This window comes from Chryseobacterium sp. R2ACT005, from assembly GCF_049949215.1.
In the GTDB taxonomy this organism is placed as follows: Bacteria; Bacteroidota; Bacteroidia; order Flavobacteriales; family Weeksellaceae; genus Chryseobacterium.
Genome location: NZ_CP188192.1, coordinates 1,527,168 through 1,542,129, shown reverse-complemented (window position 1 = coordinate 1,542,129; position 14,962 = coordinate 1,527,168). Strand labels below are relative to the sequence as shown.

The following is a 14,962-nucleotide window of genomic DNA, read 5'->3' as shown; positions in this document are numbered from 1 at the left end:
AAAATTTAAAATTGTTATATTGAATTAAGCTTATTTTACAGTCTTGGGGGTCAGGTTATCCTCAGGCCAGGCAAAACCAACACCTCCGTGCTTATACCTATTGGTTTCCAGGTAAAAAGTATTAACACCCTGCAGTCCAACACCGGCATAATAAACGAATTTGTCTACGTGTTCCTGATATTCACCAAACTCCCGATACTCATTATGTAAGCCATTCAAACTGGCCAGCTCTTCATTATGAATGCGTAAAGCTTCTGCACAAGCATCTTCCAAAGAAAGATTATACTCCTGCTGCAAAACAAAAACCAGATTAAAAACCTCTGTTCCTTTCGCCATTTCTTTTGGCAGGGAGTGAAGATCATTTTGCCAGGCAACAACCAGGGTCATATGGGAAATCATCTTTTGCACTACGATATGCTCAAAGATATGTTCCGGCAGGACAAGACCAGATTCAATCTCACCAAAGATCAGATAAGGACGCATTAGAACAGAATATTCTCTAATGGTTTTGTAAAGATTCAGTGATGGCGGGCGGTGGGCTATTTTGTATGGATATTCCAATTCGATTCCATATCTGAAAGACTGATAAAAATAGTATACAAAACGCTCAAACCATAGGTCTGGCATGAAAGCACGAAATTCATCCCGGATCATTGCCATGTGATGATAGAGCGCATTTTCCTCCGGCATAGCTTGAGCCCCCTTGAGAATATCTGTACAACGGATCCGTAGCTCCTGGATCTCTTCAAGGGACAAATGCTCCACCTGATCATCGAGAGCAACATATTGGAGCATAAACCTGTTGCATGGAATGGCCTGCTCATAGGTTAAGTGCGGCCACATACGTGCGGTACACATATGAAGCTCCATTTTTTTATAAATTTTCCGTTGTTTTTCTGTCAAAAAAGTATAATCATTATCAATCCAGCCATCCATATCTTTCCCCATTTGTTCAGCATGTGGATTTATAAGGTCAGGCCATGGATAGCATCCCCTTGGCAAGTAATCTGCACTATTAAATTGTTCTGGTGTCATTTTTTATCTATATTTTAAAATTATTGTACTTAAATAAACATGAACAGCTTTATGCAATACATCACAACCGAATTTCTTCTGCATCGTGATTATTACTCTAAAACTGTATTGTAGATCATGCATTCACTCAGGTAAAGCATATTGGTATACCTGACTTCTGGCAGGTTCTTAATATATGATCACCATTGTAGTGGAATGCGATGGCAACCATTCAATTTTTATTGAAGTTGGTTATGTCCTAATGTTTCTTTTAATTCAGAAACACTTGGAAATTCTGTTTTGTTATAGCGGTCAAGCTTAGTGGATATATTTTTCCAGCCACTCAATACCATACTCATAATAATCATCAAATAGAGTCAGCCCTTGCTATAGGTAATCTGTCTTTGGTACTAGCCGCCGGAAACATGTAAAACGTGGCCTCTACGAGGCCGTGTTTCTTATATTTAGTCCTTGTGGCTTCGGACATAAACTGATAATCCGTATCAATCCAACGATCCTGTTCTTCATAGAATGATTGGGAAAACGGGCCTATTTCATAGGTCCAGGGATATTGTAAAACAGGAACATCTTGCTGTTTCATATCATTTAAAATTAGAAGACTAATTATTGAGTTGCACATTAAAAATGCTTAATTTCCACCCTTTCCAGTGTTTCACCTTTTCCGTTGGGTGGTACAGCAAATCCTCCCGGTTCATACCTTTTTGTCCCACTTTGATAGTACCAGTTATTTAATCCACTAATCATTTGCTTTATGTAATAAATAAATTCTTCTGTTTCTTTTTGATATGGGCTGAAATCCGGTAAATGGTTGGATAGCGTTACAAATTCATCTACAAGCTCGTCATGGATTCTCATTCCTTCCCTACAGGCTTCATCAAAAGACATTTTATTATGATACATCAGTAATTTGATAATATTGAACATTTCTGATTCTATCGCAAGTTCTTTTCCTATAGTTGCAAAATCGTTCTGTAAAGCAACAATAATTGACTGCAGCATAATTATGCGCTGGATAACAGTATGATTATAAATAAAATCAGGCAAAGCAAATCCCGTTGTTGGGCAAATCAAATCAACAAATGGAATCATACCTATTGAATTGGCACGAATTAAATGAAATAAAGGAATGGGAGGAATTTCCTTACTGATTTTATAAGGAGATTCTTCCATAATTCCATCAGTAACAAAATTATACTTATATTTTTTAGCCATTCGTTCAAGCCAGAAATCTGGCATTCCAAGTGCTATCCACTCTTTTCTATTGGCTTGCATCTGGCGGAATATTCCTATTTCGCCAGGTTTGGGATCATCCCCCATCATAACTTCAAAAATCCGGTCTCTAAAACCTGCAATTTCTTTTATGGGTAAAAGTTCAGCATAATCATCAGTTACTGTCATATATATTGCAAAACGTGTAGCATGAAGAATTCTTTCTTTTTCAGCAGCACCGGGTACCATAAAAGGACCTACATCTATCAAACGCATTTTCCTATATCTTGCCATGGATTCTTTTGAAAGAAACTGATAATCCTGGTCATACCAGATAGTTTCTTCTTGGTCTAAAGTTCCTGCAAAAGGACTTCGAAGAGTTTCCCAAGGATATACCGGCTTGGGTACATTAAATTGTTTGTTCATAATATGTTGTTTTAATTTTAATAGAATAAAAATTACATTTTCAATAATCTTGTTTTTTTCAAATTGCAATATGTAATTGGAAATTTTGTCGATTTTGGTATTAAAATTGGCTCAGCCTTTCTTTCAATTCATTTGTCTGAGGAAACTCCATAGCATTATAACGGTCAAGCTTAGTGGATATATTTTTCCAGCCACTCAATACCATACTCATATAATGTACCCAATTGACCACAGCCTCGTGCCATATACCAAAGTCTGGAAGTGAAGCCTGCAGGGCTATAAATTCCTTAAGATCTTCATTATGGAGGCGCAGGTCTTCCAGGCAGGCTTCCTCTAGCGAGACCCTGCGTTCGTTCTGGATTACCTTCACAATATTATAGTAGATACTGTCCGTTGCTTCATCTTTTACTACAGATTGAACCTCATTGAAAAAAGTTACCAGATGGCAGGCAAGTGCCTGGAGCCGGCGAATCACCGGATGATCATGAATTTCTGGCGGCAGTGTGATCCCTGTTTCAACTTCAGTAAGCTGCAGGAAAGGATACAGACAGATAGAATCTTCCCTTAAGACAATACATTCTGCCGTTGTAGGGAACATCTTATTCTCTTTGTATTGCTGTTCCTTTTTAAGCCCGCTAAAATACCTGCTGATCATCTGTGTGAAACGATGCATAGATTCTTTTGGAATAAACTGAAGCAACTCCTGTCTTAACGAAGCAAGCATAGAAGCTAAAGGTATTGTAGACTGAGAAACAGACATTTCACCATTCAATATAGCAATGGATTGAGCATGTACATCATCAATGTCATCAGGCTTACTTTCTTCATACAGATCATCATTGTAAAGTGTCCAGAGCATCAGTCTGCAGATAGGCCGGAAACGTTCAGCAGAAGCGGTAGGAAACCATTGAGCAGCGATGTGGGCCGTTTTGGTTTTCTTGTACTTTTTACGCAAATCAGGATTATTTTGGTACAGCCACATGTATTCACCATCAATCCATTGATTTTCTGTAATTTCCTGCAATTGATCCGCATGAGGATTTTTTAAGGTTGGGAACGGGTACCTGAACTTTGTACGAAGAAGTTCAAGAGGATTAAAATTTTCATTACTCATGATTATATGTTTTAATGGTTTTATCTTTTATCGTATAATAGTTTTATTTAAACATATAGCTCTTTATAAAAACAGCAACTATACTTTAAAAAATATATTACACTAATTACCAACAAGATACATTCATGAATGAAATAAATGTACAAATTAATTTTATTAAATAATACGGAATTTCATTATATTATTAAATATATTTATAATATTGAATAACAACAACTTACAGATCTCCAATGATAATAACTCAAATTTACACATCAGATTATCAACAAATTAATACTTCAAAAAGAGATAAATATTCAATATTTTACCTGTAATCAAATAATTAATATAATTATATTATGATTGATTTTATAAGATTGTTGAAAAAATAAGTAATAATGGAAAAAGATACCAGATTTTAAAATATTCCAATGGGAGTATTCCACAAAAAAGAACTCCTGCTGAAAAATCTACAGGAGTCATTTAATGATTTTTGATATATACTAATCGTCCACCCTAATCAATTACCGGAAAAGACCCCAAAGTAAATTGTACGGTTTTTTCCTGATAAATATTGGGATTCATGGCATTGGGTACTACTAAAGTCAAATTAGTCCTCTCACCAGGCTCATAATTTTTTAAAGCATCTGAAAATGTTTGCGCATCATATACGGAATAAGAACCTACTTTTTTAACCAGGGTACCGGGAAGGATATTATTAAGATGTAAAGCTCCACCTAAAGTTGTTGGACCTATCAGTACCCCTTTTACATTCTGCAAAACGGTATTATATCCGTTAAAAATATACAGCTGTACATCCCATGGAATAACATCTATAACTCCTACAGAAGCTCTAAACTTCATATCCTCTTTGGCAATAACAGGTTGAGTAACCGCATGCTGGACCGATATGGTTTTCGTATGACTATAATCCTCCACCATCTTTGTCATTTCAGTACTGTTCAGCACCCTTTTAAAGGTGGTGTTACCACGGGCTTCATTATTCCCCCATCTTACTCCATTGGCTATAAATCCGATATAATCTTTTCTGCCAAGAGCGGCTACAGCTGCTTCGATATTAGGAGTTAGGTTAGGATCATTTTTTTGCAATGATTCTGCAAACTGCAAATGTAAATTCTGCAATTTCTCGTTTCCTTCCGCTTTTGCTTTTTCGGCTGCCTGAAAGTGATTTTTAATGGCTTCTTCCCGAGAGATATCAGGAAAGAATTTTTCTTCAAACTGATAAATCATATCATCATCCGCATCATACATTTCGATTCTTGTATTATTAATTTTTTCAGCATCATACTGACTGTCAACCTGCTGATTAAATGAAGACTTCATCGATTTCCTGCTGCTTCCTAAACCGAGAAAGGCCCATCCGCTTGATCTCTGGCTGACACTGCTCTTTTGAGCATCACTTAAAAATTGGTTAACAACTGTACTCCCATCTATATGCGCATTAATATAACTGTTTTTAGAATTCTTAAATTTATAGCTAACCGATATATCACCATTTCCGTTGGCCAGCAGATTCTTAACATATTCCGTAGGATTTTCAATACTTATATTTTTAAAGCTTTTATTTCCAACCAGAGTTCCTGAAATGCGCTTGCTGTAAACAACCTCCCCTCCTGCTTCCACAATGAATTCTACCTCAGTAGGTGAAATGATCTGGCTTTGAAAATTTGTATTATAATCATTAATCAACTGTTCCTGAGGAGCCAGCATGGTAGTTTCATACTGCTTGGCTAAGGAAAAGAAATGATTGGTCAATCCAGGATTAGTAATCAGGTAAGGTGTTAACACGGGCTGCCCGTTTATATTTTTTAAAATTGGAGCATAAAAGGCTGCTATTGTTGTGCTTCTTATTGCAGCACAAATCGATGCTTTCTGGCTTTCATTGGGTAATGCCAGCTCCTGAGTTACCGGAATAATCAACGTCCGGATTTGATCAGAACTCTTGGATGTTTCATTTCCTTTATTGTCTATATATTTAATATTATTGATATCAAACTTAAGAATAGGCAGTATAAACACCTTAGCAACAGTACCCTTGGCAACATTTTCATAAAAGCCGTGGGTGTTGTAAAGCGCATATTTCCCTTTACTATCTATAGCTGCATAATTCTCGACTGAAAATTTGTTTGAATTTGGTGTCACTTGTGACCAAATAACTCCGGTATTGGCAAAAAGCAATACCATGATTACATAAAAATTTTTCATGATTAGTTTATTTAAAGGTTACTATAATGTTTTTATCAGGAGTACTGTTAGGATTTGAGGTTCCGTAAAAAGCATCTTTCAATTTACTGTATGCGAGTTTACTATTTCCTACAGTACAGCTTTTAATATCTGTTTCCATCCCCACCAAAACACATCCTTTGATCTGCTTTGTATAGTTTCCCATATGAATTTGTACCCCATCTCTGTCTGGTACGTTTTCAAGCTGTATTCTCCATCCGTCATTTTTATCATATCTCAAAATGCCGTTATAGGATCCGGGAGGAATACAACTGATATTCTTTGTATTATTTTCCCATGGCAGTTCCAACGTATGGCAGATAACTTTTTTATCTGCAATGAGATATCCTAAGGTACAGGCCGCCGATGACAGTTTTCTTTCAATCACTATTTCAAAATTTCTTTGCCCAAAAAGGCTGCCTGAAAAAACAGCGGTTAATACAATTACAAGTAAAGTTGTTTTCATGATTTTATATTTTAAGATTGAGGATAAACCTGTATTAACGATATTGATTGATTTCATAGTAAAATTACATGTAAATCAACTGCCTGTCTATAGCACTTTTGTGTAATATTTCAGCTTCCGGATTTCTTTATACTATGCCGGATAATCCATTTATAATCATAAAATGAAATCAATAAAAATCATTTTTCAAGTAGTATTGAGTAGCTTTTTCAGAGGCTTCTAATGAATTGAGTATTACAATCTAAAAGCTTAGGTATTTTCTATCAATATGAAAAAAATAGGCTGCATTACAATAAAGATTATCAGATTTTCATCCTACGACCACCCATACAGTAAACCCTTAAACGGCTTCACTTACATAAAAAACACCACCACTTATTAACCTCTCCTTTGCATTGAATATCTTATATCTCATTTTTGAACTATAAAATAAGCGGTATCCGAAAAGCTTTATATAAAAGAGTAGGAAAATAAAAACATTTTGTATTATGAAAAATCTAAAAAAACTTTCAAGAAATGAATTAAAAACAGTAACAGGAGCTGGAGCAATTGGCGGCCCATTTCCGTCAGTATGCATATACACTCATCAATGGTGTGAAAAAGTAAAAAAATGCATCCCAAAAACAATAGATTGTAGTCAAATTGAGATTCCCCAGCCCATTTAAAAATAAAAGTCCAACCAATTTTGCGGCAATCTTTGGTGCATTTCAGAAAACGATAATAGAATAACTAAATAAAAAAAAATCCTGCAAATCAATGATTTCGCAGGATTTATCTGTTAATATTAAAGTCAGAAATTTCATAATCAATACAATAAATCAGTTTTAATAATGTTAAGATAATGTATTCAATATACTTAAATGTAATTATAATTTATAAGCGAACTTTAGGGTAAGGAATCTGAAAGAAATCCTGATAACAGCCCGAATTTAATGATAAAACATAATTATTTTTATACATTTATATAAGTTCAACTCAAGCTTCAAAATAAGTACCCAAATATCCTAACTATGCCACAACGTTTGATATTTAAACTCATTTTAGCTTTATAATCTGCCTTTACATAACAAATTAATCATTTTATTGAAGCTTAACTATGTACGTTATTACAGACCAATTAAAGAATTTAGGATTTAGCATCAACACATTGAATAATATAATACAGAGAAATAATAATAAAAGAAGTTTTAATACACTCGAGTATTTCTGTATCTATATCATTATCGAAGATATCACATTAGAGATAGAAAACATTCCACATTCCGTAAAAGGCGGTCATATAGCATTTGTAGGTCCTCAAAAACAAATTGTATTTGGTGAAACTAAACGAGGTGAGATTTATGTGATTGCATTTTCCTCAAGTTTTTATGAAAGATCTGCAAAAGACAGCATGTTTATCAATTCAAGGCTTTTTTTCAATTATGATTCTGATGTTTTTATAGCACCTTTTGAAAATATTAAAGAAATGAACATTGTTTTTATGGGAAGGATGCACAACTTTCAGCATAAAGATGAAAGTCTATATGTTTCTGCAGCCCATAACGCTATTGAAAGATTAATTCTGGATGCATTTTTACATATCCCGGCAGAAACACTGAAAAAAGACATCAAATTTGATTATCTCCACTATGTCAATAGATTTAAAGTGCTTTTGCAGAGAGATTATAAAAAGGCTAAAAAGGTTTCCCACTATGCTAATGAACTCAATATCACTCCCAGAAAACTAACTGAAATGACCGAGTATGTTCTGGGAAAAACTGCCAAACACATTATTATTGAAAAACTTATTAATGAGTGTAAAAAATCCCTTAGTTTTTCAGGCTACAACATTTCTGAAATTGCTTATGATCTGGGATTCAGTGATGAAGGAAATTTCAGTAATTTTATTAAAAAACATACAGGAAAAAATCCCTCAGAAATGAAATAATGTAAAAATAATATTGTATTTTTGGATAAATAACAGATCAGTGAAAAATTAATATATGTTGAAAAGATATATTTTTTCAGTAATTTTCTTTTTTGTTTCCATGAGCATCTATGCGCAGACAGATGATATTCAGGTGAATGTAAGACTTTATCCTACACAAATGCTGGCGCTTGGAGGTGACAGCGAAATGGCTGATGATACAGATGAAAGTATCCAGCCGGAAATAAGTTCTGTAATCATTTCAAGTCCGTCAGGCTTTCAGCTGGGAATTCAACAGAATGATAAGGACGAGTATAACCTCATCAAAAGTCAGGATGGAGTTATAGAAAAAAAATTCATGATAAATCAAAAAATAGATAAAATTATAAAACTGTTTAAAGATAAGTCTACTTCTATGATGTTAACTTTAATCTCTCAATAGGCCGTTCTATAGCTTATTTATCATGCAATAAATATTATTTTTTTAAATTTTCAACCATCCGTTTTTAGTAAATTGACAATAATGTAATATTGATTTAATAATATTAACAATATTTTTAATTTTTAATTAACTTAAATCCGCATATTTCTTTATAAAATACTTTTTTTCAGCAAGATTATTTCCAAAACCAAATTTACAAATCTTTAGTACTTTTTCACAAAATAAGTACCTATACCTCTTTCTACATTTGCACCTGAAAAAAAACAAGAATTAATATACTATTAAAACTCCGTTATTTTATGAAGAAATATATTGTAGCCTCTATGTCGCTATTTGGTTTTGTTGCATTCAAGGCTCAGCAAAATGTAACTTTAAATGTTAGATTAAAACCTATCCAAACGCTTATCGTTAATCCTTCTCAAAAAGTTGTTAACTTAGACTATAAAACCAAAGATGACTATGCAAACGGAGTATCTTCTGTAAATGCTGACCATTTAAGTATTTATAGTACAGGAGGTTTCCAGGTTAAAGTAAAAGGTGCCAATGAAGCATTGCAAAGTGGGGCAAAGAATATCCAGGCCAATACAATCCAGATTAAGGCCAGTGCCGGAACTGAAGTTCTTAACGGAGCTCAGTATGCACAGAATGTACAGCTTTCAGCTAATGACGCAATATTAGTAACATCCGCTAATGGTGGTGTAGACAAAAAGATTAACATTGAATATAAAGGTGCTGGTGCCAATGCTTATCTTGACAATTATATTGCAGGTCAGGATCCTACCGTTTATACAACAGAGTTGACCTATACTATTATTTCTCAATAAGTATTTAAATATTATATAAACTACTATAGATAAAGTGTTACAAATTGTAGCACTTTATCTGTACTTTAATAGCAAAGTATAATAATGAACCGATCTTATATCTTCATTGTATTCTCTTTACTCCTTTTCTGTTCTCAACTCAAAGCTCAGACAGGTGTATCTGTGTCTCCTCCCAGACTTTATTTTGAATCTGATGCAGGAAAAAGCACCACCCAGAAAGTAACTGTAACCAATGTAAGTGCAAAAAATTCTTTGGATATGGCTGTCAGTTTAGGTGACTGGGAATATAATGAAACAGGAGAAAACAAAATGTCTCCGGCCAATACGCTGCCAACATCTTGCGCCAGCTGGATATCTATAAAAAATGAAGACACCTATTTTACCCTAGCTCCCGGGGAAAGAAAAGATATTGATGTAACCATAACTCCTCCCGGCACGTTGTCAGATCAGATGTTAGCCCATACTGCTGTTCTGTATGTGAGCCAGATGAATCCCGTGAATGATGTAGATAATAAAGGAGCCAATATAAAAGTAAGTATCCGTTCAGGAATTAAACTCTTTCATAAGTTAACTGCCAAAGCCAGTAAAAAAATTGAAATCCATAATCTTACCCTAGCTCAGTCAAAAAAAGACCTCAGCATCTTGTTCGAAAATCAGGGTAATATATGGACAGATGGAAAAATACAAACAGAACTTGTCAATACAGAAAACGGCAATAAAGTATCACTTGATCAGATTATTTTCTATACTATGCCCGGAAATAAAAGAGAAGTGAATATACCTCTTCCTGCAACCCTTTTAAAAGGAAAATATACTGCATCGGTAATGATTGATTATGGAGACAACAATAATCTGGAGCTGGCAGAGCTGAATTTTACGCATGAATAAAAAACTGTTTCTTATCCTGTTATTGATCTACATGAGCTGTTTTTCACAAATTTCATACAGCTCGTGGGTAAACAGTTATCTGCAAATTAATTCTTATAACGGCAATACAAATCCGGATGCGTACACGCTTACCTTATCGGGTAATGGAAATATCAACATCCCTTATTGGAGGGTTTCGGTAAAGTTGAAACAGCCTATCACGTCCAATAATGGAAATTATATTTTACCTGCGAATAAAATTTCTTTTCAGCCGGTTTCATCCTCAGGAAAGGCCTACCCTAACCCTGTTCCGTCTATCCCGCAAATTGGCATGCCGCTTAATGTGATTTTGAAAGAAGGGCAAGAAGTTTTCTTAATTCCCCAGTCAAATGCAGCATTATTTAATCAGCCCGCACAACCGAATGGTTATTACAGCCTTCAGATTAAATACAGCATGAATCTGGCAGGAGGAACCTATCTGGGAGCATATCCTGCCTGGATTACTTTTACAGCGCCATTACAGTTTACTGCTTATGATCAGTACAACAATATTATTGGTACTATGGATCATAATTTTCAATTTCAGATTGGCACGCTTTCAGGAACTCCTACGGATATTCCGGAGATGTCTATGAAGTTTGGAGCTGCCGCCATGAACGGCACTCTTGAATTTAAAAATATACAGGATTACGTAAATGGGGCTAATGTAACGTATTCTAATGCACTTATTGTAAAAAGCAATACGAAGTATCAGATCAAATTAAAATCCCTTCAGACTCAGTTCAGTTCATCTGCCGGTAACTTCCTGCCTCTTGATGCAGTACAGCTTAATCTGATTCCTATTTCAGGCAACATGGGAACTGTATATACTGTTTTGCTGAGTACGGCGCCCCAAATTATCGCAGCTGGTAGTTCTACACAGAATACTGATGTTTATTATGACATGAAGTATTCTACTAAACCTAATGATCAAAGATTTATCAATGCCAAAGCAGAAGATTATACGACAACCCTACAATTCGAGATTACTCCTCAATAATTTATAATGCTTTATAACAGGCTGTTCAGGAAAATAATACTTTTTATTGTGATCCCGTTTTCCATTTGGATTTCGGCTCAAACTGGTACAGCTATAAGCATGGAGATCCGTAATGAGCCCAATCAGGCTAATCCTAACATTATAGAAATCCTGCTCGTTTTGAAAAACAATGAAAGCAAACATTTCAAAGGCAAGGTTGAAGTCAGGACTCCCAAAGGTTTCAGAACAATATCTGACAGCAATTCAGAGATAGAACTGAATCCTGGCCAGAATCTGTTTATTCCCATCAAAATACTGACCAGCAACACGATCATCTCCGGTAAAGCAGATCTCACATTCACCATTACTGATGAAAAAAATCAACAGGTTGTAAAAAAGAGCCTTTCCTATGTGGTGATGGAGAATAACAACATGAAGATAACAGCTGAAAATCCTGTTGTCTACATGGGAACTTATAAAGATTCTCTGGAAGTCCGGGCAAGGGTTTCCAATTTAGGAAACAAAAGACAGCATGTTACCCTTGTATTTAAAATTCCTGAAGCTGCCCAGAAGAACCTTTTTATTGAAAAAAAAGGAACTATCGACGTGCAGAAAGATTCTGTATTTGTTTTTCGGTTTCTGCCTTCCGGAAATCTGCTTAAGAGCCCTCAGTTTACCATTAATATTGCAGGTTTCAGAGAACCGGACAAGGAAATTTTTGGTAACACTTCTATATCGGTACAAAACGTTTCTTCTACCCAGCGTTATCAGGATATGGAGTTCGATATATTTTCAAATTACAGCAAAAACACCATCACTGCGAGTTACAGACGTGTTGGCAACACTACAGACATGTATCAGCTGATGGGGTCAGGCGGCTTTAATCTTCCTTCGGGTTATATGTTTATCCGCGGTAATATTTATACGCTGAACAATCAAAGAGATCCTGTTGTAAGCAATACCTATATATCTTATCATAAAGAGCAAAGTGAATTCACTTTAGGGAATATCAGTAAAATTATGGAAGTCTCCTTATTTGGAAGAGGTGCAGAATATGCTTACACTTCTTCAGATAAAGACAAGAAAATTGAAGTAGGTTTTGTAGATCAGAGTTTCAGTCTTATTGAAAGAAATTCTTTTCTGAAATATGGATACGGTTTTTATGCCAGAGGAATAATGGGCGCTCAAAATGCATCGAAAAATTTCTCAGCAACCTATATTTTTAAAAATGACCCTTATGAAAAAGCGAATCATCATGTCTTAGGTACAGATATTCAGTATTCTTTCAATAAAGAATGGAAAATGAATTCCAAAATATACAGTGGTTTAAGTTATTATGAAAATACGCATCTTACCCAGCCTTCTCTGGCTTTGGAAACACAGTATTCAGGAAGTATCAAAAAAATTAATCTGAATGGAAACTATTTCTACAGCAGTGACTATTATCCTGGAAATAGAAGAGGAATGCTGCAAATACAGCAGAATTTTTCAACCCCCATTTTTGAAAACCACTATTTGTATGCGAATGCGATGATCTCTAACTTTTCACCAAAATTTCACTCTTACAACAATGATTTTAAATCAAATACCATAAGAGGAGATATTGGAATCAACTTCGCGAAAAGGAAAAATTTCGGATTTGCTGTGGGCATGCAATATCAGGAGGAAAGCTCTAACAGCTACAATAATTTTTTTGATACTTCAGGAAATCAGGAACTGCAAACACTGAAAGCACTTAGAATCATTCAGAATACAACATGGATAAGCAATAATAGAAAACACTCTTCATTACTTGCACTGGAAGCAGGCTCAGTCCAGTATCCCGATGGCCACAATGCAGAATATCAGATGAAAATCACTGGTAATTACAGTTATAAATGGTTCAATATAAACGGAATATATCAGCATGGCAGCTATTACCTTTCCGAATTTGCTTCATCCAGAAATTTCAATGAGGACATCATGTATAAGAAATTTTCAGTATCCGCTTTTGTCAATAAAAACCTGTTAAGCGAAAAGCTCAATATTACTTCAGGATTATCCTATACTGATGATATTTTATATGGTAAGTCTCCTTCGGGATTTGTTAACCTGAAATATACAAAAGAAAAATATGGAGTATTCCTGAATTCTTCCTGGTTTAATTATTCTTCCAACAATTTCAGCAATAATTTTTTTACTATTGAAGCAGGTGTCACTCTGAACCTTCAACCTAACAGACTTATCGCCAGCAAAAAAGGAGAAATAGCTGCATTTGTATTTTATGATAATAATAATAACAGTGTCTATGATGAAGGTGACCAAAGTGCTGAAAATTACATTATTATGATCAATAATGTCTCTTTCAAAACAAATCATGATGGTAAAATTGTGTACAAAGCTATTCCATATGGTCAGTATAGGGTAAAACAGGTAATCCAGCAGGGATGGTATTATAATGAAATGGAGTTTGAAGTGAAAAAAAGCAGCTATTCTCTTCAAGTTCCACTGCATCAAAACGGAACCATGCTGGGAAAAATCACTTATGAATTTGACCCTAAAAAAGCATTGGAATTTGAACCTAAAACTGCAGGAATTATTTTCAGCATCTATGATAAAGATAAGTTTATACAGCGTGTTGTTACAGATGACAATGGCGAAATCGGCTCTTTCCTTGGGTCTGGAAATTACAGAATAGAACTTGTGGAAAGTTCGTTACCCGCAAACACCTATTGTGAGAAAATAAACCGGGACTTTACAGTTCAGGCAGGAAAAATAATAAACATTGAACCATTTATTATCAAAGTATCAGAGAAAAGGATACACGTCAAGAAATTTGGAAATTAGACGAAGAAAGGGCTTTTAATTGTAAAATGTCTTAATTAGAGACTTAGCATAAAAAACAAGTATTTCATAATCTCCACTAAATTATTTGTTTTTATAAAAAAAAATCACTATATTGATATATGAAAAAAAATGATCTTCAGGACAATATAACACACGCAGGCAAAGTTAATGAGAGAACTAAAGCCTTAGAAATCCTTGAAAAAGCAAAGAAAACACAGGGAAAAATTACATTTCTGCGACAAGGCGTAGGAAGAAATTTTAAACCTAAAAACGAGGAATAAGATAAGACCAAATCATTAGGGAAGCCATTTTAATTTCCCGATATTTACGGGTTTTAATGTTTTAATTTAGCTTTATCAAATATAAAAAGCCCTCTCAGTGAAAGGACTCAAATTTGTATATAAAAAATTCTTATTATGATCCGATTGAAACGCAAGAGCAAACACAATCGTAAATACCTTGATCAGGATCACAAACATAGATAGATTCACATTTAAGATAATATTTTGCAGGACACATAATTGGAGTACCCGCTCCTTGTACACTTTTCATTTGATTTCTTGCAATTTTCTTTAGATTTTTCATAATTATTTATTAATGAATTAG

Annotated in this window: 15 protein-coding genes; 8 read left to right on the top strand and 7 right to left on the bottom strand. The window is 34.6% G+C overall.

Annotated elements, in window-relative coordinates; genetic code table 11:
* Positions 1 to 30: 30 nt before the first annotated feature.
* The 6 genes from ACPF63_RS07050 to ACPF63_RS07025 all read right to left on the bottom strand — a co-directional run bounded on the left by ACPF63_RS07050 (position 31) and on the right by ACPF63_RS07025 (position 6,473).
* A complete protein-coding gene (locus ACPF63_RS07050; RefSeq protein ID WP_426482523.1) occupies positions 31 to 1,002 on the bottom strand; it encodes a terpene synthase family protein in 972 nt (323 codons plus the stop codon).
* Between the two features lie 379 nt (positions 1,003 to 1,381).
* Positions 1,382 to 1,615: a hypothetical protein gene (locus ACPF63_RS07045; protein WP_426482522.1), complete on the bottom strand. Its 234-nt coding sequence runs from the start codon at positions 1,613 to 1,615 to the stop codon at positions 1,382 to 1,384.
* 38 nt (positions 1,616 to 1,653) lie between these two features.
* The gene (locus ACPF63_RS07040; RefSeq protein WP_077416596.1) at positions 1,654 to 2,670 is read right to left on the bottom strand and encodes a terpene synthase family protein; all 1,017 of its coding nucleotides are present in this window, start codon (positions 2,668 to 2,670) and stop codon (positions 1,654 to 1,656) included.
* A gap of 100 nt (positions 2,671 to 2,770) precedes the next feature.
* Positions 2,771 to 3,784 (bottom strand): terpene synthase family protein, encoded by a 1,014-nt coding sequence (locus ACPF63_RS07035; RefSeq protein WP_426482521.1) that lies wholly within the window; start codon positions 3,782 to 3,784, stop codon positions 2,771 to 2,773.
* A gap of 495 nt (positions 3,785 to 4,279) precedes the next feature.
* The gene (locus tag ACPF63_RS07030) at positions 4,280 to 5,989 is read right to left on the bottom strand and encodes a hypothetical protein (protein WP_426482520.1); all 1,710 of its coding nucleotides are present in this window, start codon (positions 5,987 to 5,989) and stop codon (positions 4,280 to 4,282) included.
* Positions 5,990 to 5,996: 7 nt separating this feature from the next.
* Entirely contained in the window at positions 5,997 to 6,473 is a 477-nt protein-coding gene (locus ACPF63_RS07025) for a DUF5675 family protein (protein ID WP_139348522.1), read from the bottom strand.
* Positions 6,474 to 6,961: 488 nt separating this feature from the next.
* On the opposite strand from ACPF63_RS07025, the gene ACPF63_RS07020 reads away from it, so the two are divergent.
* The 8 genes from ACPF63_RS07020 (at position 6,962) to ACPF63_RS06985 (ending at position 14,637) form a co-directional block, all read left to right on the top strand.
* Positions 6,962 to 7,138, top strand: coding sequence for a bacteriocin-like protein (locus tag ACPF63_RS07020; RefSeq protein ID WP_175627242.1), 177 nt, complete (start codon positions 6,962 to 6,964; stop codon positions 7,136 to 7,138).
* A gap of 431 nt (positions 7,139 to 7,569) precedes the next feature.
* Complete coding sequence (locus ACPF63_RS07015) at positions 7,570 to 8,400, top strand: helix-turn-helix domain-containing protein (RefSeq protein WP_077416586.1); 831 nt, start codon at positions 7,570 to 7,572, stop codon at positions 8,398 to 8,400.
* Positions 8,401 to 8,455: 55 nt separating this feature from the next.
* On the top strand, positions 8,456 to 8,821 hold the full coding sequence (locus tag ACPF63_RS07010) for a hypothetical protein (RefSeq protein ID WP_426482519.1): 366 nt from the start codon (positions 8,456 to 8,458) through the stop codon (positions 8,819 to 8,821).
* Between the two features lie 299 nt (positions 8,822 to 9,120).
* Positions 9,121 to 9,645 (top strand): hypothetical protein, encoded by a 525-nt coding sequence (locus ACPF63_RS07005; protein WP_426482518.1) that lies wholly within the window; start codon positions 9,121 to 9,123, stop codon positions 9,643 to 9,645.
* A gap of 84 nt (positions 9,646 to 9,729) precedes the next feature.
* Entirely contained in the window at positions 9,730 to 10,533 is an 804-nt protein-coding gene (locus tag ACPF63_RS07000; protein ID WP_426482517.1) for a fimbrial biogenesis chaperone, read from the top strand.
* Positions 10,526 to 11,551 carry a hypothetical protein gene (locus ACPF63_RS06995; protein WP_426482516.1) on the top strand — a complete coding sequence of 342 codons (1,026 nt, stop codon included), beginning with the start codon at positions 10,526 to 10,528 and terminating at the stop codon, positions 11,549 to 11,551. The genes ACPF63_RS07000 and ACPF63_RS06995 overlap by 8 nt, the downstream gene beginning before the upstream one ends.
* A 99-nt stretch (positions 11,552 to 11,650) precedes the next feature.
* Entirely contained in the window at positions 11,651 to 14,356 is a 2,706-nt protein-coding gene (locus ACPF63_RS06990; protein ID WP_426482515.1) for a hypothetical protein, read from the top strand.
* A gap of 119 nt (positions 14,357 to 14,475) precedes the next feature.
* Entirely contained in the window at positions 14,476 to 14,637 is a 162-nt protein-coding gene (locus tag ACPF63_RS06985) for a hypothetical protein (protein ID WP_156118919.1), read from the top strand.
* Positions 14,638 to 14,770: 133 nt separating this feature from the next.
* Here the strand turns inward: ACPF63_RS06985 and ACPF63_RS06980 are convergent, their stop codons facing one another.
* Complete coding sequence (locus ACPF63_RS06980; RefSeq protein WP_426482514.1) at positions 14,771 to 14,941, bottom strand: bacteriocin-like protein; 171 nt, start codon at positions 14,939 to 14,941, stop codon at positions 14,771 to 14,773.
* Positions 14,942 to 14,962 lie beyond the last annotated feature (21 nt).